Genomic DNA, 20,164 nt, shown 5'->3' on the forward strand with positions numbered 1-20,164 from the left:
TACTAAAAAAATAGTATTACATCGTTTGAAATAAGCGAGTTTTATAATTAATTTAATAGAAGAGAAAAGCGGTCTTTATATTGAAAATTCATCTTCAATATTTTCATCTTTCGCATTGCTCTTTTTAAATGCTTCGCAATCCACCTCTATCGTTAATCCCTCTGGTTTTTTGAAAGCTTCTTTAGAAATTTTTAATGTTTTATCTGCATAACATTTTTTCATATACAATGCCCAGACTGGTAATGCCATAGTTGCCCCCTGACCATACATCGTAGTAGAAAAGTGTGTTGATCGATCATCACCTCCTACCCAAACTCCTGTACAAAGATTTGGAACCATACCCATAAACCAACCATCACTTTGGTTTTGTGTGGTTCCCGTTTTTCCGGCAATAGGGTTATCAAATTGGTAAGGATACCCTGTGATTACATTTTTAAAATCATATCGATCCCTTGGCCCTGTACGTAACCTAAGTCCTGATCCAGATTGAGTAACACCTTCCATTAAATTAACCGTTACAAAAGCTGCTTCTTTACTAATCACATCACGTGTTTCTGGCACAAATTGGTATAAAACCGTGCCGTTTTTATCTTCGATACTTGTAATCATAACCGGTTTGGTATAGATACCCTGGTTCGCAAAAGTACTATAGGCTCCAACCATTTCTGATAGTTTTAAATCTACCGAACCGAGAGCGATAGACGCTACGGGTAAGATATCTGATGCAATACCGGTTTTCTTTGCAAGACGCACTATGGGTTCTGGTCCTATTCTATCCATTAAACGAGCAGAAATTGTATTTACCGATTTTGCTAAGGCTTCTTTAAGGCTCATATATCCCGTATACTCTGCATCACTATTTTTGGGTGTCCAATCCTTATCTATGACCCCATGAGAACCTACAGAAATTGTGATTTGTGATTTTGGTAGGGTATCACATGGTGAAAGCTTTAATTGGTCGATTGCAGTGGCATATACAAAAGGTTTAAATGTTGACCCCACTTGCCTTGCTCCTTGATATACATGATCGTACTGAAAGTGCTTATAATTAACCCCTCCCACCCAGGCTTTAACATGACCGGTTTGAGGCTCCATAGACATTAATCCGGAACGTAAAAACTTCTTATAGTATAAAATCGAATCTTTTGGAGTCATAATAGTATCAATCTCCCCTTTCCAGCTAAAAATGCTCATCTCGGTCTTCTCATCAAAAGATTTTCTGATTTCTTTCTCACTCTTACCTTGAGCAAGCATTTTTTTCCTTCTTGCAGAGGTTTTAATACTTCTGTTGAGTATTCTCTGTACCTCATCTTTAGTTAAATCTCTAAAAGGACTGGTTTTGTTCGTTTTTTCTTGTTTATCAAATTCTTTTTGAAGGTTGGTCATATGCTCTTGCACCGCCTCTTCTGCATATTTTTGATTTCGCGAATCTATGGTTACGTTAATTCGTAAACCATCTCTATAGATATCAAAATATTCGGTTTCGCCTTCTTCATTTTCACCTTTTGGATTGTTTTTTACCCAATTAGACATCCAACTTCTTACATATTCTCTAAAATAGGTTGCGGTACCATCTTTATGCCCTTCGGGAGAATAATCTAATTTTAGCGGTAATTGCTTTAAACTATCACGTTCTTTTTCATTAAGATAGCCATACTTCTCCATCTGATTAAGAACTACATCTCTCCTGGTTTTTACCATTTCTGGTCTGCGCAATGGATTAAAAAGCGATGAGTTTTTAAGCATTCCGACCAAAACGGCTGCTTCTTCTTTTTTAAGGTCTTTAGGGCTTTTACCAAAATAAATTCTAGATGCAGAGCTTATCCCAATAGCTTGGTTTAAGAAATCGTACTTATTAAGGTACATGGTTATGATTTCATTTTTAGTGTATTGTCTTTCTAATCGAGTTGCAATCACCCATTCCTTTAATTTTTGTTCAAAACGTTCCCAAATATTTTTAGACCCTCCGGTAAATAATTGTTTTGATAACTGTTGAGATATAGTACTGGCTCCCCCCTTACTTCCTAGAAAAATAAATGCTCTTATCGTTCCTCTGGCATCAATACCCGAATGGTCATAATACCTTGCATCTTCGGTTGCGACTAATGCATCGACTAAATGTTGCGGTAAGTCTTCGTAACTCACTGGAGTACGATTTTCATTGAAAAAAGTTCCTATCTGCACACCATCAGATGAAATCACCTGAGTAGCAAGATCATTTTGTGGGTTTTCTAATTCTTCAAACTTGGGCATTTCACCATAAAAGCCCCAGCTAGCGAAAAGAAATAATAAAACAATTAGAAAAACACCTGATGCAAATGCAATCCAAAAGCCTTTTATAAACTTTATGGTATTAATTCCTGAGGTTTTTGTTCTTTTTTTTGTCGATTTGGGTTTTGCCTTTGCCATTTTTTAAGGGTTTTGCGTAGATTCTATTCTAAATCCAACATCTGTAATTCCTTCTAAAGAATACACTCCATCTACTTCTCCATTCTTTCTCATTGCGTGTTCTAAAGTAATACTATATTCTCCGTCTTCTGCAAATTTCACATTTTCTTTATACCATAATTTATTTTCTTTAAGATCAGAAAATCCGGTGCCTAGCCATTCTCCATTAGGCAAAGCCATTTGATACTCTAAGGTATCTGCAATTACTTTTCCATTCGGAAATTTCATTTCACTGATTAAAAATAAATTACTGTATCTATACGTGTTATTATTGCGAATATTAATAAATAAATTATACGTTTGGGTACTATCCAGTTTAGGTAATGTGAACCTTATTTTTTCATCTATTTCCCATGTATCTGAAACGGTTTGATATTCGTCAAAAACTTGGGTTTCGTCACAAGAAACCAGAATAACACTCATAAAAACTACTATAAAGAACCTAAGCTTTATCATTATTTCTGTTTGAAGATCGACGTTTTTTATTGCGTTGATTATTGGGCTTATTTCTGTTTTTGTTTTCAGAATTTCCTGCTTTTGGTTTGTTTGAAACTGTAGTTTGTTTTTCTGTAGACCTTTTATTTGTGTTCTTTCTTCTGTTACGATTTTTTCTCCTTTTACTCCGCTTAGGTTGGTCAAATCGCGTAAGGCTATCTTGTCCTACAACGTTCTCAAAATCTGTTTTAGTATCTTCTAATAATTCTGAAGCAAATTCTTCTAAACTCGCAATCTTTTCGTTATTATTATTAGCCGCAATGATTTCATTTGCGTCTTCTGCCGAAATTTTATGCCAATTCATCCATTCTCCCTCATAAGCATACCAAAGTAGGCCTTTGAAAATATCAATTTTCTGACATACTGCGGTTCCTTTTTCGGTTTGAAGTTTTGTTTCTGTCTTCGGAAAATCATTAAGTGCATCTATATATGCATCTAATTCATAATTAAGACAGCACTTTAATTTGCCGCATTGACCCGCTAGTTTTTGAGGATTTAATGATAATTGCTGATATCTGGCTGCACTTGTATTTACAGATCTAAAATCGGTAAGCCATGTAGAGCAGCATAACTCACGCCCACAAGAACCGATACCTCCTAATCTAGCAGCTTCTTGCCTAAAACCAACTTGTCGCATTTCGATACGAGTACTAAACTCATGTGCGAATTCTTTTATTAATTGTCTAAAATCTACACGCTCTTCTGCAGTGTAATAGAACGTAGCTTTTGATCCATCCCCTTGAAATTCGATATCAGAAATTTTCATTTGAAGCTCTAATCGAATTGCAATCTCTCTTGCCCGAACTTTCATAGCTTCTTCTCGATCTCTTGATTTTTGCCAGATGTCGATATCTTTTTGAGAGGCTTTTCGGTAGATTTTTTTTACTTCTTCACTATCTACCTCTACCTTTTTCTTTTTCATTTGGATCCTAACCAATTCACCGGTAAGAGATACAATTCCCACATCATGACCGGGAGAAGCCTCTGTAGCAACAATATCGCCAATACTTAATGAAAGATTTTCGGTATTTTTGAAGAAGTTTTTTCTTCCGTTTTTAAATCGTATTTCAACACACGAAAAAGGAACAGCGCCACCAGGGAGTGACATATTTGATAACCAATCAAAAACTGTTAACTTATTACAACCATCTGTACCACAGGTACCATTATTCTTGCATCCTTTTGGTTGTCCGTCTTTTCCGGAGGAACAACTACTACAGCCCATATTTTCTTATATATTGAAATTTGTCTGCGATCGCAATCACAACAAATACGGTTCTTACTAAAGTTAGAAACAAATGATGTCTCTAACTATCTTAATCGTTAAAGATACTATGAAAAAAATTATCTGCCATAGCATCTTAGGCATTTTACTTTTACTGCTTGTATTTCAGCACTTCAGAACGCCCTTTTTTAAAGATTTTATTACTATTTCCTTTGCCTTTTCTTAGCTCTTTTTGTTCTTCGTAGGGCAATCGATTTATTTCCATACACTCTGTAGAACAACAATTTTCCATTTTTGTTGCACACTCTTCACATTGTATAAACAAAAGATGACAAGCTTCATTCTCGCAATTTACATGGTTATCACAAGGATTTCCACATTGGTGGCAATTAGCAATCACATCCTCTGAGATTCGTTCTGATCGTCTGTGATCAAAAACAAAATTCTTGCCTAAAAATTTATTCTCTAAACCTTGATCTTCAACTTGCCTTGCATATTCGATGATACCGCCTTCTAACTGAAATACATTTTTAAAACCCTTGTGTTTATAATATGCACTGGCTTTCTCACAACGGATTCCTCCTGTACAATACATCACAAGCTTTTTGTCTTCTTTATGATCTTTTAGGTCTTCTTCAATAATATCCAGAGAATCTCTAAACGTATCCACATCGGGAGTAACCGCGCCTTTAAAATGTCCTATTTCGCTCTCATAATGGTTACGCATATCGACCAATACCGTATCTGGATCTTCTATAAGCTCATTAAATTTTTGTGCATCTACATGAACCCCTTTATCGGTTACATCAAAAACACCATCATCTAAACCATCTGCGACGATTTTATTTCGGATTTTAACCTTTAGTTTTAAAAAGGATTTGGCATCCTGTTCTCGGGCAATATTGAGACGTATATTTTCTAAAAAGGAGATGCTATCCAAATGCTTTTTAAAAGCTTCAAAATTAGGGGCTGGTACTGATAATTGACCATTAATTCCTTCTTTGGCTACATAAATTCGACCCAGAACATCTAATTCATCCCAATGGATAAAAAGGTGGTTTCTAAAAATTTCGGTATTTCCGATATGTGCATATTGATAGAAAGATAGCGTAAGGCGATCTGTACCCGCCTCATCGATAAGTGCTGCTCTCTCCTTTGCACTTAATTTATTGTACAGTTGCATGCTATACTAATGTTATAAGTTAAAAGAAATAGTTTTTTGCAAAAATACAAATCGTGCGGTGATATGCAAATACCTTCTTTATTTCTTAAAAGCAGTACATAAAAAAGAAGAAGAGCGTTTCAAAACTTTTGAAACGCTCTTCTTCTTTTTCTTAGGTCTTTAGTTAATACTTTGGGGCTATCATTTCGGGGGGTAAATTCGACACTCTCTTTAGTTGGTAGATTTGGGTCTGTAACTAATGTCCTCACATCTAATTTAATCCCAGATATTCTAAAAACGAAGTGCTTTTCTTATTATCGTCATAATTGTCAAATCACAAAGTTAATTGAAGATCCTTGTCTTTTAATAACAGTACTAATGTACAAAATTATTTAGATAAAATGCAAATAAAATCGATGAAATACACAAATTTTAACAAAAACATGTTAAATGCAGAATATTTAGCATCATTATTTAGTATAAAATCAGTGTCTATTACCATTTGTGTTTTAGACTTAAACATCATAAAAAATGCCCTGAATTTACATTCAAGGCATTTTTTGGCCAATTCGTTATTTATTAATTTAATGTATTAAAAAAATAGAATAACGAAGCTAGCCTCCTTCGACCATACAATTACTAATTGCAGTAGTTGTACAGCCATCAAGATTGTGTTTTATGACTCTTTTAAGAAATTTCATAGTTCACTCTCTTTTCCTAAAATTTGTTCAAGTTTGCTTTCTATGTAGATACTAAAAAAGCAAAAGGGTTGCGTATTGAGTTTTGAGAACATCATTTTGATATTGAAAAACCAATATAAGTTTACAGCTTTACCAACCCTTATAACATGGTATAGTACCAGCTTGAAGTGTTGTTAATAACCATTTTAGAATCCATATCGCAACTACAAAAAGAAATAGTACTTTAGCAAAAAGTTAATTATCAATGTCAAATCCCGATATATTTGAACAACAAATGAGTACAGAGAAAGACGCAAAATTAAAAGCATTAAAACTTACCTTAGATAAACTAGATAAAACCTACGGAAAAGGTACCGTAATGAAGATGAGCGACAGTGCCGTTCAGGAAGTAGATGTTATCTCAACGGGATCACTTGGCCTGGATTTAGCATTAGGAGTTGGAGGATACCCGAGAGGTAGAGTTGTTGAGATATACGGACCAGAATCTTCTGGTAAAACTACACTTACCTTGCATGCTATCGCGCAAGCTCAAAAAGCAGGAGGTATTGCTGCTTTTATAGATGCAGAACATGCTTTTGATCGTTTCTATGCAGAAAAACTAGGTGTAGATATTGATGATTTAATTATTTCTCAGCCTGATCATGGGGAGCAAGCCTTAGAAATTGCTGATAACTTAATCCGTTCTGGTGCTATCGATATCATTGTAATTGACTCTGTTGCTGCATTAACACCAAAAAGTGAGATCGAAGGAGAAATGGGAGATTCTAAAATGGGTCTTCATGCAAGATTAATGTCACAAGCACTTCGAAAATTAACCAGCTCAATTAGCAAGACCAACTGTACTGTGATTTTTATTAATCAACTTCGTGAGAAGATTGGAGTGATGTTCGGAAACCCAGAAACTACTACCGGTGGTAATGCATTAAAGTTTTATGCTTCTGTACGTTTAGATATTCGTCGTTCTACACAGATAAAAGATAGCAATAGCGAAGTACAAGGAAATAAAACTCGTGTTAAGGTCGTAAAAAACAAAGTCGCACCACCCTTTAGAACCGCCGAATTTGATATTATGTATGGAGAAGGTATTTCTAAAAACGGAGAAATCATTGATATTGGCGTAGATTACGAAATTATTAAGAAAAGTGGTTCATGGTTTAGCTATCAGGACACTAAATTGGGTCAAGGGCGAGATTCTGTCAAAGCTCTGCTAAATGACAATCCTGAGCTTATGGAAGAACTTGAAGGAAAAATCAAAGAAGCTATAAAAATTATAAAAGAATAAAAGTCCGTCCCTGGATACTCAATTTTTGAATTCATTGCTACGCAACTTTTCAAAACAGAGTTTCATTAATAAAATTTTCTTAATAAAAGTCTTAAAATCCCGAACCTTCGGGATTTTTTTTTACCTTCTAAGCAACCTTATCTATCTTCAATCATCTAAGTATTAGGTTAATTATGTTATTTCTCAAAACCCCAAATATGAGAATCATAAAAAAAATATTAGCTTTTTTTCTTGTAACTGCCCTTATGGGGTGTTCTGGAGATGATAATACGAATTTCTTTTATGACTTAGTATCCATTGAAGAAGTTGTGCTTCCTGAGGCATTTAATAGAGGGGAAACCTTTAAAATTACAGTTTCTTACTTTAGACCTTCAGATTGTCACTCTTTTGCCGGATTTGATTATAATAGATTAGGTAATGAACGTACCGTGGCCGTAGTTAATGTTATCGTCGACCAAGAAAATTGCAGAAATTTAGAAAGGGTAGATCTTATTGATGTATCTTTTGATTTTCTTGTTGGACAAGAAGATTCTTATGTTTTTAGATTCTGGCAAGGAAAAAATGAAAATGGAGATAATCAATTTTTAACCATAGAAGTACCAGTAGTAGAATAATTATAGGGTATACAAATCAAAAAAAGTTATTAGTGGGGTTGGATCAACTCATACATAAGTGTAAGAAAAAAAACGGTAAGGCGCAGGAGCAACTGTATAGATTATATAGCAGTAAATTGTTTTCTATCTGTTTAAAATATTCTAGCGATTACCCCAGTGCAGAAGATACTTTGCAAGATGCCTTTATGACAATTTTTGATAAAATAAATACATACAAAAATAAGGGCTCTTTTGAAGGATGGATAAAACGCGTGACTATAAATACTGCATTGCAGAAATATAGAAAGCAAAAAGTTTTTGATATTGTAAATGAAGAACAGATTGAAGAGGTTGAAGTTGACGTTGACGAAGAAGAAATTTCGCTGGATTATCTTCTTAAGATTATACAACAACTACCAGATCGATATCGGTTAGTCTTTACACTTTATGTATTAGACGGCTATTCTCATAAAGAGATTGCAAAAATGCTAGAAATATCTATCGGAACATCAAAATCTAATCTGGCTAGAGCACGATATATTTTAAAAGAAAAAATTGAAATCAATCACGAAGAGCGCTATGTTCGATCAATAGAAGGACAAAGATGAATGATAAAAAAAATATAGACCGACTATTTCAAGAGAAATTCAAGAACTTTGAAGTTACTCCCAATGATGCTGTTTGGGAAAAAATCAAAGCTCGACAAGAAAAAGGTCGCAAGCGAATGGTTATATTGCCTTTCTGGTATAGGGCTGCAGGTGTAGCCGCATCAATTATACTTATACTTAGTATAGGGTATGTATCATTTAATGAATATAGCACTGCAGAAGAAACGATTGTAAATGATGTTAATAATACCAAAACTATCATTGAAGCTGAAACTACCCCTGATAAAACTTTTGAGACAAACGACAATACCTCTAAAGAAATTTTGGTCGCCACAGAAGAAGATAAAATTAATACTCCGGTCTCAACGGAAACATCACAAAATAGGGATCTAAATAGCGAGGCTGTCCAAGGCAATCATTTCAACCCATCTGTGCAAAACGACAATGCAATTGTTACTGCTCCTAAAAAACAACTATCGCCCTCTAAATCAACTATACAAGGTGAAGATTTGACCACCAATATGCATTCATCTAATGAAGGCCAAATTGCAGAAAATACCCCAATAAAAAACAATACACCAAACAATACTTTAACAAAAGATAAAGAAGAGACCACTTCTAAGGATAGAAGTACAGAAAATACGGAAGTAGCTAATATCTCAAACAAGGGTTCGAAACCTAAGAAACTGGACTCTCATTTTATAGCTCCAGAACATCAGGAAAGTAATCCCAATGCACAAAGTATTGCAGAATACAATCCTGAGGATTCTGTTTCTGAAAAACAAGAAAACAATACCACAGAAGATATTGAGATTGCAGAAAAAGACAATAAAAAATCCATCTTTGATGCTATAGATCAAAAAGAAGAAGCCATTGTAGAAGAAGAAACTACGACAATTACCAAAAAATGGAATATCTCTCCCAACGTAGCTCCTGTATATTATAATGTTATTGGAGATGGTTCGTCTATTGACCCTCAATTTTCAGACAATGCTAAAGACGGGCAAGTTAATTTAAGTTATGGCGTACAAATTGCGTATGCTATAAACGAAAAACTAAGTATTCGATCCGGAGTAAGCAAAGTGGATCTTAGCTATAATACAGAGGATGTAAGTTTTACTGCCTCTACTAATGGTCAAAACCTACAAAGTATAAACTATAGTCCTAATGCAGAAGCTATTTTGGTTTCAGATGTTGGGAACCAAGATGATCTTACTTCATCAGATATTAGGCGTGCTCCAAATCAAACACAGAACATTGGGTTACTAAATCAGAGTATTGGGTATATCGAAGTTCCTATGGAAATGAAATATGCTTTAGTGAATAAAAAACTTGGCGTAAACATGATTGGAGGTATAAGTACACTATTCCTGCAAAATAATGAGATTTCTATAGAAGCAGGTGATTTTGAAACCTCGGTGGGACAAGCGAATAACCTAAACGAAGTTAGTTTTAGTGGTAATATCGGGCTTGGGGTAGATTATAAATTATCGGATCACTTTCAGTTTAATCTCGAACCTATTTTTAAGTATCAATTTAATGCCTTTAATGGTAATGCAGAAAATTTTAGACCTTATTACTTTGGCGTATACACAGGGGTGAGCATTAGTTTTTAAAGTGTTAGAAATTTATGACGCTTTAGGCAGTGTAACACAGAAAGTACTCCCCTCTCCTAATACACTTTTTACTGTAATACGACCATTATTAAGCTCTATGAGTTCCTTACATATTTTTAGTCCCAATCCTGTTCCTGTTTCTTGCTGAGTTCCAGTTGTTGTAAATGTATCTTCTGCAAAAAGTTTATCGAGGTTTTCTTTAGCAATACCTACTCCAGTGTCTTTGAAACAAATCTCATAATGCTTTTCTTTCTCTGTAGACAATAGCGTTATAGAATCTCCCGAATCACAAAATTTTATAGCATTAGCAATCAGGTTTTGGGCCACAATGGCGACCATATCTTTATCAGCAAAAATTAGTGTTGGATCTAATGCATTGGTAAGTTGAATATTTTTTATTTCTGCCTTCGGTTTAAAAAAGGTGAACTTACTAGAAATAACTTCATTAATATCAAAAGTAGTAGGCTTAGCATTCAGTTCTTTCATTTGCGATTTTGACCAATTCAATAAATTATTTAATAAAATCGACGTTTGGTGTGTTCTGTTTGCCAGTAGCGGAACAATCTCTTTGAACTCTTCTGTCGAAATTGCATCATCTTTTAATAAGTTCAAGCTCCCATCAAGACCATGAATTTCATTTTTTAGATCATGAGAAATAATCGAAAACAGCTTGTTTTTGACTTGATTGGATTCGTTTAATTGATCAACATATCTTTTTCGTTCTTTTCTCGATTTGATAATGAATGCAAAGAATATTAATATAATTAATGTTATACCTATACTAACATATGTGAATATTCGATATCTAAATAATTCGTCTTTGCTCTGCCGCTCTCTTTTTTCTTGTTCATCGATAAGTTTGAGTTGTTCCATTTCAGATTTGAAACGAGCCTCGGCCAATTCTATTTTTAGAGTAGTTTCGTCTGATATGCTCTCGTCTGATAGCTGTTGATGCTTTTTTTGCCACTCAAACGCACCCGCAAAATTTCCTTTTGCCGAATCTAATGCCGCTGCATATTTATAATTTGTAAGAAGAAGAGGATTCAATTTTAGTTTTTTAAGCTCTTTACGTGCATCAGTTAAAAAGTTTTGAGCTTCATTAAATTTATTCGTCCTAATGGCAATAAGTCCTAATTGTTGTCTTGCATTAGCAAGTATCCTTTTATTACCCGCTTTTAATGCCACAGCAGCAGAAGAATCATAATATTTTCTGGATTTTTCATAATTCTTATTTATCAAAGCTATAGAACCAAGTCTATTATATGTTAGCGCTACACTTGTCGTATTTTTATTCTTTATATTAATGGATAATGATTCTTTAAGTAAAACTTTGGCGCTATCTAATTTTTTAAGATCAATATATAAAAGGGCAAGATTGTTAAGTGAACCGCCCAATTTTTTTGATTTGTTTTTTCTCTTAAGCTCTATAGACTTGAGATAATATTCTTCTGCCAACTTTGTATTATCAAGAGAAGAATATACGTTACCAATATTATTGTAGGTACTAGACAAAACAATACTATCATTTATTCTAGCAAAGTATAGATTGGCTTCTAAGAGGTAATTAATCGCATTTTCAAAATTACCCCGTTTTTGTTCTATAGTCGATTTATTATTATTGATTATTGCCAAACCTCTTGAATGTTTCGCAATTTTGTAGTAAATAGCTGCCTTATCATAATTATAAAAGGCCTTGATATATTTATTGGTTAGATTATAAATATTTCCTATTTGATTGTATACATGTCCTGTTCCTTTATCATAATTGATGTACTTAGAAAGGATTGCTAATTTATCTTCATAAGTTAATGCAACTTCATACTCTTCCTGCACCCATATTTTTTTAAGGTATTCCATTGCACTATCAAAAGCTATGGTATCCTTTGAAGTTCTAATTTTTGGGATAATACTATCCAATGATTTTTGCTGCGGAAAACAAAATGAGCTCACCAGGAATAATAAGAGAAAATAATTTTTTTTCATAAATTCTATTTTCGGGGCAATAGATTAAATGCAATTTATTTCCGCAAAATACCAAAATCTTATTTAAAAAAGACTATTTAGTAGTCTAATTCTTACTATAATACTATTATTTTTATGGTTTTGAAGTAAAAACGGTGCGTAAATTGATTTCTGATTGTATAATATATGTACTCATAAATGATATATTAATAGAATTCAACTATATACCGGTTTGATTATGTCTCTTTATTATAATTGTTTTCAAGGGCTTGTAAAATAACCTGTCGTGTTTTCTCTTTTAGATCTTTTTTATTTTCCTGTACCAATCCTTTGGTAGGAATCTCTTTATGGATAAAAGCCCTCATTCTTCCTGGGCTACCACTAAAAAACTCATACGAAAATCGTTTTTTATTATCAAAAAAGGTTAATGGCAGTATTGGGATTTGATGATCTATTGCAAGTCTAAAAGCACCATCTTTAAATTGATCTAATAATAAGGATTGATCATCAGGAACACCTCCTTCGGGAAAAATACAGATACTTGTACCATCATGCAACCTAGCATGAGCACGATCAAAAACTTCTTTTCGGCTTCTTTGACTATTACGATCAACTAGTATACATGTGCGTTTATAGAAAAACCCAAAAATGGGGATTTTGGCCAACTCCTTCTTTCCAACAAAAACAAAGGGGTGTTTCACACAATGTAACATAAACATAATATCGGTCATCGAGGTATGATTGGCAACAACCATATAACTCTTATTAAGATCGGGTTGGGCTTCTTTACTTACTCTGGGCATAAAACCCATACCATATAATACAATTCTTGCCCAGAATCTTGCTACAACAAAAAACTGTGGATACCATTTTTCTCTAGAGGTTAGTACCAATAAAACAGGAAACATAATAATGATGGGGACCCCCATAAGTACATAAAACCATATGCGCCAAAGTAGGGTCAATATTTTTTTCAAAATAGACATGACTCAAAAATACACAATTGGATTGAGCTATATAAAAAAGTCTAGAGGAGTTGATAAAAAAATTTACCTTTGCGGGAAACTACAAAAATTACTATGTCCAGAATTCTAACAGGAGTGCAAAGTACAGGAACTCCGCATTTAGGAAACGTACTTGGAGCAATCATCCCGGCAATCGAAATGGCTAATCAGCCCAAAAACGAATCATTTTTATTTATTGCCGATATGCATTCGCTTACGCAGATCAAGGATGCCAAAACATTACGAGAAAATACCTACTCTACTGCGGCTGCCTGGTTAGCTTTTGGGCTAGATATAGAGAAAACAGTTTTTTATCGACAAAGTAATGTCCCCCAAGTAACAGAGTTATCATGGTATTTAACTTGTTTTTTTCCGTATCAGCGATTAACACTTGCACATTCATTTAAAGATAAAGCTGATCGCCTTGAGGATGTAAATGCCGGGATATTTACCTACCCCATGCTAATGGCCGCAGACATTTTATTATACGATGCAGAAATCGTTCCTGTAGGTAAAGATCAATTACAACATCTAGAAATGACTCGTGATGTAGCATCACGAATACATGCACAAGTGGGAGAACTTTTTGTACTACCAGAGGCACAGGTACAAAAAGAAACCATGTATGTCCCAGGGACCGATGGTACTAAAATGAGTAAATCTAAAGGTAATATCATCAATCTGTTTTTGCCTGACAAAAAACTACGCAAACAAATCATGTCTATCGAAACCGATAGCAAACCATTAGAAGAACCTAAAGACCCAGATACTTGCAATGTATTTGCCTTATATACCCTGATTGCCACACCAGAAGAGCAAGATCAAATGCGCAACAATTACCAAGGCGGCAACTATGGTTATGGGCATGCTAAGCAGGCTTTATTTGAATTGCTTATCGATAAATTCTCGAAAGAGCGTGAGCGATATAGCTATTTCATGGATAACCTCAACGAGATTGATGAAGCCCTGGCTATCGGAGCCAAAAAAGCTGCTACGGTTGCTGACAAAGTATTAGACAGGGTACGCGACAAAATGGGATATTAATAAGGTTTGAGGTAAAATTCCTTTTTATGGATTATCTATTTAAAATTGTATATGATATTTTGAAGTTCCTTGAAAAGCTAACCGGATTATCTTATGAAGAAATCAATATCGTCATTTGGTTTTTCTTCATTCCTTTTACATGGATGTTTTTATTAGATAAAATTACAAACAAACACTATTTTAAAACAGGATTTGCTTCATTTATCCTCATTTCACTTTTACTGGTTCCCAGTTTTAAGATTTTTTCGAACTGGTTGTTTAATGCTTCTGTTGATTTCTTAAATCTTTTTAATACCATAGGTAGTTCTTATAAGACATCTTCCGTAATAATCTGCCTGTTCATCCCTATAGTCATTTATATATTCCTTATTCGAAAAATATATTTTGATAAAAGATAAGGTAGAATCAATATTTATTTTTTGAAAATGAAAGGTTTTTCAGCCCCAAACATTCAAAAACTCACTACAAAAAGACCTGCTCACCCTCTCCCATACGAAAAAATTTGCATACCCCCGATACGGGTTTCCGTAACATTTGCATTAAATTTTGTTATAGTTTGCAAGCTAGAAGCGTCTAACATGATACTCATATTACATAAATAACAAGCATAGAAAAGCTTGCTGCCCCGGGTAAGAACAAATTCTAAGCTTAGAAAAATGTCCCCCCCGAGGCAGGAACGAATTCTAAGCTTAAAAAGACTTCCTTCTGGGGTAGGAAGTGGCACTGTCTCTTGCAATTTGCAAATGAGCCCTCTCATTTTTGACATTGTGTAATAAGCAACTGTTAGAGACAAAAGAAGCCTGTGTATTTCTACACAGGCTTCACTTTTTATAGTTCTAGACTCTAATCAACATCTTACTTACTCATTTAGTTTACTTCAGGTTTATTATAAAAACACAAAACCACGATGAACTCAGTTCTATTTTTTCCCCTTTAACCCTATTTTTTCCTTCTTATACATTTTAAATTGAATATAAAACATGTTTATCTGTAATTAGCTTCATCAAAACGGAGTACTATGAAATTATTTCAAGAACAACACATCATCAATCGTACGATGGAAAAAAACATCCTACACTATAAATTTCTAACAATACTGAAACAATTAATACTAAAAACCTATTGATTATGAAACACACAAAACTATGGTTTATCCTAATCTTACTTGCTTTAATCTCTTTGAGCTGCGAAGATGATGATTATGGTAACCAAAATCCAACACCACCAAATACTGAAGAAACTAATGCTGCTCTCGCGAAAGCCAATAAAAACCCATACAGTATAGACAACATGGAAGATGCGCTTGCCGATTTGATAACCCAAGGTACTTTTGATGCTACTGGCATTACTATTGAAGCTACGCATCTTTACGTTAAGCTGGCTCCCAGTAACAGCAAAGAGTTGAGTTTGCTAAAAGTCGATGAAGCGATAGAGATATATGATTATGATATTTTAACGGGCGCTTTTTCAGAAAATGAGGATATTAACAAAACCAGTAACCTTACTAACAATCAATATGCTGTTATATCTATTGATTACTCGTTTCCGGTAGGCATTTCATACAAAATTATTGAACCTATCTACATCCCGGGAGAAGAGGTTAATGCTTCGGGTAGTAAAGAGAGTTATAAGCGATTGGAACAAAAGGCATTAAGTAACACGCTAAGCAAAAATTAGACTGAAGAAATATGCGTTTTTACTTGACGCATACTAAGTAGTAGTATATTACTAATTAGATTAGCCGAGCCTGCGCGTTTTGTGCAGGCTTTTTAATTTGCTCTGATTCTCCATAAATAATTAAAAATCAACAGGGTACTTTATGATTATTTTCACATTTCATTAAGAATTCCTATATTCGCGCCCATACTTCGTGAATGCGCCCCAAATCGTACTCACTTCAATAGTATCTCAATACCATTTTTAATATTTGTTATGTAGTATTAATGCTACATCACTATATAAAACAATGCTTATAACCTATATATATAACCCCATCTTATGAAAAAAAATTACCTTATTACCTTATTAAGTGTTTTACTTTTTAGTTGCTCTAGTGATGATAGTGCACCAAGTATAGAAACCATAACACAATTACCTACAATAGAGAGTGTTTCTGCTACCATTGCAACTGCTGGCGATATTATCACCATTACTGGTAAAAACTTTGATACCAATACCACCTACGTGGTTAAGTTTAATGAAGTACAGGGCACAGTGACCGAAGTAGCACCTACCTTTTTAAAAGCACAAGTGCCAGAAGAAGCGACATCGGGAGATATTACACTTACAGCAAACGGTCAAACTACCGTAGTGGGGTCGATAGAGATTACCACTACTGATATTTTCGTTTTCCACTCTTCTGCAAAGAAACTTGCTAAAATTGATATTGCTACAGCCAACCTAACTTATATTGGAGAAAATATTGATTATGGGATCAATACACGAGGAGCAGTAATTCATAAACAAAACAATGAATATATTGGATTCGAAAATGATTTTACTCAGCCATACATAGTTCGTATTAATTTAGAAACGGGTACTGCAACCAATGTAAATATCCCAACGTCTTTTCTTACTGTGGGTAAAGATTTTCGTGATCTGGTTATCGATGAAAACGATAACATATATATCTTCCATTCCTCTGTAAAGAAGCTAGCCAAAATTGATATCGTTACTGGTGATCTTACTTATATCGGAGAAAATATTGATTATGGAGCCAATACACGAGGAGCAGTAATTCATAAACAAAATAATGAATATATTGGGTTCGAAAATGATTTTACCCAACCCTACTTAGTTCGTGTTAATCTAGAAACCGGTACGGTTACTAATGTAACGATACCTACTTCTTTTCTTACTGCTGGTATTGATTTTAGTGATATAACTGTTGATGAAAACGATGATGTATACATCTTTCATGACTCTGCAAAAAAACTGGCAAAAATCGATATCGTTACGGGTGATCTTACTTATATCGGAGAAAATATTGATTATGGTCGTAACTCACTCGGAGCCGTAATCCACACGCAAAATAACGAGTATATTGGGTTTGAGGATAATTTTGGAGAACCATATATTGCACGTATGAATTTAGAAACTGGAGTTACCACCAATGTGACTATACCTACATCTTTTCTTACTGTTGGTAAAGATTTTGATGATATCGTGATTAAACAATAAGTCATAAGAAACTATTATACAAGGCCTGCACACATGTGCAGGCTTTTTTGATTTAATAACAACAGTAGCAATTCTTAAAAAGAATTCTTATCTTGACTACACCTTCGTAACCATCTTATCCCCAATATCATATTGTTTTTTTAACCTGATCAGATATTCTTTGGCAATACAGCACCAATAAAATCTAAACAAATGAATCCACAAAATGATGATCAGTCAACCCAAAGAAAGGCAAATCTTTTTACAGGATTTTTACTCTTCCTTGTTTCTATAGTACTTTTTATAACAACCACACCTTTTGGTTTTATCTATGGATTAGTACATTCACTATTTAAACACTTTTTTAAAGGTGTAGGCGGCTTTTTTCTAGAAATTGCAGTCTCTATTGATCAATTGGGTAATGTAATCATGCAGCATCTATTAAATATGCTATGGTTAAAAAAAGGAGGGTATAAATTTGGCAATAGAGATGAGACTATATCCAGTGTACTAGGTAAGAACAAAGTGCAAAATACGCTATCGGGTTTTGGTAAATTTATAGTGGCTATACTTGATATAATTGATAGCAACCACGTATTAGATTCTATTGATTATTATGTACAACCCAAGAATTAAATTGGCTATTTTAATATACTTTAGAGTATATAAATTTAACCATGGTTTCTGATTCGAAATCTGGATCATTTTGTACCAAAGCGACAATTAGGTCACCATTTTCAATAGTAATCTTTGATTTTTTAAATAAAAAATTATCCTCTTCATCGTAAACAAACCGAAAATAGTTGCCTCTCCCCCTTTTCCATTTTCCATGAATATCCTGGTTATCCTTAATACATTCGCCTCCGGTACCAGTGTCTTCATAATAGCTTTTTTCTATAAACTTACCATTAGACATAATTTCTAAAATGGTATTCTTATCACAAGCAGAAAGCGGAAACTCTTTTAATGAGGCATCAACTCCTTCACTACTGTACTCTTTTTTCAATTGCCATTTCCCTGTAAAAGTAGTTTCTAAAGTGTTAGATACATTATTTGCACAAGAACATAAAAATAACAATAGAATTAGCACAGTTAACCGTTCTGTATAACCGAGTAAAAATTTATCCATACAATGTATTTCCAATTACAGGAGCAAAATTCAGAAAAACACATGTATTTAACAAATATTTAGTGTTAAATTGTGTATTTCAACATATTAAAACAGTATTTAATCGACCCATTACTGTTTTACCACATTTATAATTCTATGCCATTTTTGGGTATAGCGATTTAACAAGAATGTCTAAAAAATCCCATGTTCAAGGAGATAATACCTTATGTCAATTTTTTAAAAGAAGAAAAAAAGAAAAGTTTATTTCACCAAAACGCCTCGTTGGGTCATTACGGGTAGATCCTGAAATGCATTTTCATTAATTGTATGTTTTCTGAAAATGTATTTCTTCTCATACAATTTACTATCGGCAAAGAAAGTAACCGCAAATTCATTATTCATATCCAATAACGCCTCCTGAAGCATTTCGATTTTGGCATAAGATTTAGGTTCTATAGTACCGATGCCATGACGTAATAATGAAGTTTTTCGGTCTTGATCATATCCTTTGGTTACTACCAAAACCATTTCGATCGCAGTATCTCGATCATTGATGATATAGGAATTCCAGTTTTGGGCCAAAAAATCTTCATCCCATTCTTTGACCACTGCAATGCATACATTTGCCACTACTGGTATTTCTATATCTTTTTTCATGAAATCTAATTTCAACCTTTGCCCACAAATCATGGCGAAGATTCAAAATATATGTTTAATTATAATGCAGATTTAAACTGTTCAAGGAAACGCACATCGTTCTCACTAAGCATACGAATATCTGATATACCATATAATAATAAAGCGATACGGTCTATTCCCATTCCGAACGCAAAACCACTATACTCTTCTGGATCAATATTACAGTTCTTAAGTACGTTTGGATCAACCATTCCACATCCCATGATTTCTAACCAACCTGTTCCCTTGGTCATTTTATAATCGGTTTCGGTCTCTAATCCCCAATACACATCTACTTCTGCACTGGGTTCGGTAAATGGAAAATACGACGGACGTAATCTGATCTTAGATTTACCAAACATTTCGGTAGTAAAATATTGCAATGTTTGTTTTAGATCTGCAAACGATACATCTTTATCAATATATAAACCTTCTACCTGGTGGAAAAAGCAATGTGATCTAGCCGAAATTGCTTCGTTTCGATATACTCTACCCGGTGAAATGGTTCTAATCGGCGGTTGGTTATTTTCCATATATCGCACCTGTACCGATGAGGTATGAGTACGCAATAATATATCTGGATCTGTTTGTACAAAGAAAGTGTCCTGCATATCACGAGCAGGATGGTATTCTGGTAAATTAAGAGCCGTAAAGTTATGCCAGTCATCTTCTATTTCTGGGCCTTCACTAACATTAAACCCAATGCGAGAGAAAATATCAATGATCTGATTTTTAACCAGAGAAATTGGATGACGAGATCCCAGTTCTATAGGTTCTGCAGGGCGCGTAAGATCCCCGTAAGCTCCTTTTTCTTCTTCATTAGATTCAAGCTCTTCTTTTAAAGATTTCACCTTTTCTTCTGCCGCAACTTTTAGTGTATTAATGGCTTGTCCGAATTCTTTTTTCTGGTCATTAGCTACATTTCTGAATTCTGCAAAAAACTCATTAATCAATCCTTTTTTACCAGAAAATTTAATTCTAAATGCTTCAACATCTTCTTTGGTTTTGGCTTTAAAAGCATCTACTTCACCTATGTACTCTTTAATCTTATCAATCATCACTATTTTCTTAATAGA

18 protein-coding genes are annotated in these 20,164 nt (G+C 34.1%); 9 read left to right on the top strand and 9 right to left on the bottom strand.

Translation table 11 applies throughout. The annotated features are described in order from the left end of the window. Nucleotides 1-75: 75 nt before the first annotated feature. The 4 genes from ABW637_RS02515 to trhO all read right to left on the bottom strand — a co-directional run bounded on the left by ABW637_RS02515 (nt 76) and on the right by trhO (nt 5,351). Nucleotides 76-2,409 carry a penicillin-binding protein 1A gene (locus ABW637_RS02515; protein ID WP_367583054.1) on the bottom strand — a complete coding sequence of 778 codons (2,334 nt, stop codon included), beginning with the start codon at nt 2,407-2,409 and terminating at the stop codon, nt 76-78. A gap of 3 nt (nt 2,410-2,412) precedes the next feature. Next, nucleotides 2,413-2,904, bottom strand: coding sequence for a gliding motility lipoprotein GldH (locus ABW637_RS02520; RefSeq protein ID WP_508093848.1), 492 nt, complete (start codon nt 2,902-2,904; stop codon nt 2,413-2,415). Continuing rightward, on the bottom strand, nt 2,891-4,168 hold the full coding sequence (locus ABW637_RS02525; RefSeq protein ID WP_367583056.1) for a PSP1 domain-containing protein: 1,278 nt from the start codon (nt 4,166-4,168) through the stop codon (nt 2,891-2,893). Before ABW637_RS02525 ends, ABW637_RS02520 begins: the two co-directional genes overlap by 14 nt. Nucleotides 4,169-4,319: 151 nt before the next feature. Next, entirely contained in the window at nt 4,320-5,351 is a 1,032-nt protein-coding gene (trhO, locus tag ABW637_RS02530) for an oxygen-dependent tRNA uridine(34) hydroxylase TrhO (protein ID WP_367583057.1), read from the bottom strand. A gap of 954 nt (nt 5,352-6,305) precedes the next feature. Here trhO and recA point away from each other — a divergent pair. The 4 genes from recA to ABW637_RS02550 all read left to right on the top strand — a co-directional run bounded on the left by recA (nt 6,306) and on the right by ABW637_RS02550 (nt 10,130). Further along, nucleotides 6,306-7,313: a recombinase RecA gene (gene recA / locus ABW637_RS02535; RefSeq protein ID WP_367584447.1), complete on the top strand. Its 1,008-nt coding sequence runs from the start codon at nt 6,306-6,308 to the stop codon at nt 7,311-7,313. Between the two features lie 197 nt (nt 7,314-7,510). After that, nucleotides 7,511-7,927, top strand: a complete 417-nt coding sequence (locus tag ABW637_RS02540; protein ID WP_367583058.1) for a hypothetical protein — start codon at nt 7,511-7,513, stop codon at nt 7,925-7,927. 32 nt (nt 7,928-7,959) lie between these two features. Next, nucleotides 7,960-8,514 carry an RNA polymerase sigma factor gene (locus tag ABW637_RS02545; RefSeq protein ID WP_367583059.1) on the top strand — a complete coding sequence of 185 codons (555 nt, stop codon included), beginning with the start codon at nt 7,960-7,962 and terminating at the stop codon, nt 8,512-8,514. Next, the gene (locus tag ABW637_RS02550) at nt 8,511-10,130 is read left to right on the top strand and encodes an outer membrane beta-barrel protein (RefSeq protein WP_367583060.1); all 1,620 of its coding nucleotides are present in this window, start codon (nt 8,511-8,513) and stop codon (nt 10,128-10,130) included. Before ABW637_RS02545 ends, ABW637_RS02550 begins: the two co-directional genes overlap by 4 nt. 12 nt (nt 10,131-10,142) lie before the next feature. Here ABW637_RS02550 and ABW637_RS02555 read toward each other — a convergent pair whose 3' ends face one another. Continuing rightward, nucleotides 10,143-12,113 carry a tetratricopeptide repeat-containing sensor histidine kinase gene (locus ABW637_RS02555; protein WP_367583061.1) on the bottom strand — a complete coding sequence of 657 codons (1,971 nt, stop codon included), beginning with the start codon at nt 12,111-12,113 and terminating at the stop codon, nt 10,143-10,145. 215 nt (nt 12,114-12,328) lie between these two features. Beyond that, complete coding sequence (locus tag ABW637_RS02560; RefSeq protein ID WP_367583062.1) at nt 12,329-13,078, bottom strand: lysophospholipid acyltransferase family protein; 750 nt, start codon at nt 13,076-13,078, stop codon at nt 12,329-12,331. Nucleotides 13,079-13,171: 93 nt separating this feature from the next. Between ABW637_RS02560 and trpS the strand changes: the two genes are divergently transcribed. From trpS to ABW637_RS02585, 5 genes are all read left to right on the top strand, one after another. Then, nucleotides 13,172-14,140 carry a tryptophan--tRNA ligase gene (gene trpS / locus ABW637_RS02565; protein ID WP_367583063.1) on the top strand — a complete coding sequence of 323 codons (969 nt, stop codon included), beginning with the start codon at nt 13,172-13,174 and terminating at the stop codon, nt 14,138-14,140. A 26-nt stretch (nt 14,141-14,166) separates the two neighbouring features. Beyond that, nucleotides 14,167-14,538, top strand: a complete 372-nt coding sequence (locus ABW637_RS02570) for a hypothetical protein (protein WP_367583064.1) — start codon at nt 14,167-14,169, stop codon at nt 14,536-14,538. 730 nt (nt 14,539-15,268) lie between these two features. Next, on the top strand, nt 15,269-15,817 hold the full coding sequence (locus tag ABW637_RS02575; protein ID WP_367583065.1) for a hypothetical protein: 549 nt from the start codon (nt 15,269-15,271) through the stop codon (nt 15,815-15,817). Nucleotides 15,818-16,138: 321 nt separating this feature from the next. Further along, nucleotides 16,139-17,320, top strand: coding sequence for an IPT/TIG domain-containing protein (locus tag ABW637_RS02580; RefSeq protein WP_367583066.1), 1,182 nt, complete (start codon nt 16,139-16,141; stop codon nt 17,318-17,320). 192 nt (nt 17,321-17,512) lie between these two features. Further along, nucleotides 17,513-17,935, top strand: a complete 423-nt coding sequence (locus ABW637_RS02585) for a hypothetical protein (RefSeq protein ID WP_367583067.1) — start codon at nt 17,513-17,515, stop codon at nt 17,933-17,935. 10 nt (nt 17,936-17,945) lie between these two features. On the opposite strand, the gene ABW637_RS02590 is transcribed toward ABW637_RS02585, so the two are convergent. The 3 genes from ABW637_RS02590 to ABW637_RS02600 form a co-directional block, all read right to left on the bottom strand. Beyond that, the gene (locus ABW637_RS02590) at nt 17,946-18,428 is read right to left on the bottom strand and encodes a hypothetical protein (protein WP_367583068.1); all 483 of its coding nucleotides are present in this window, start codon (nt 18,426-18,428) and stop codon (nt 17,946-17,948) included. Between the two features lie 243 nt (nt 18,429-18,671). After that, nucleotides 18,672-19,067, bottom strand: coding sequence for a hypothetical protein (locus tag ABW637_RS02595; protein WP_367583069.1), 396 nt, complete (start codon nt 19,065-19,067; stop codon nt 18,672-18,674). 59 nt (nt 19,068-19,126) lie between these two features. Then, nucleotides 19,127-20,146, bottom strand: coding sequence for a phenylalanine--tRNA ligase subunit alpha (locus tag ABW637_RS02600; protein ID WP_367583070.1), 1,020 nt, complete (start codon nt 20,144-20,146; stop codon nt 19,127-19,129). Nucleotides 20,147-20,164: the final 18 nt, after the last annotated feature.

The organism is Aquimarina penaris, from assembly GCF_040786285.1.
Lineage (GTDB): Bacteria > Bacteroidota > Bacteroidia > Flavobacteriales > Flavobacteriaceae > Aquimarina.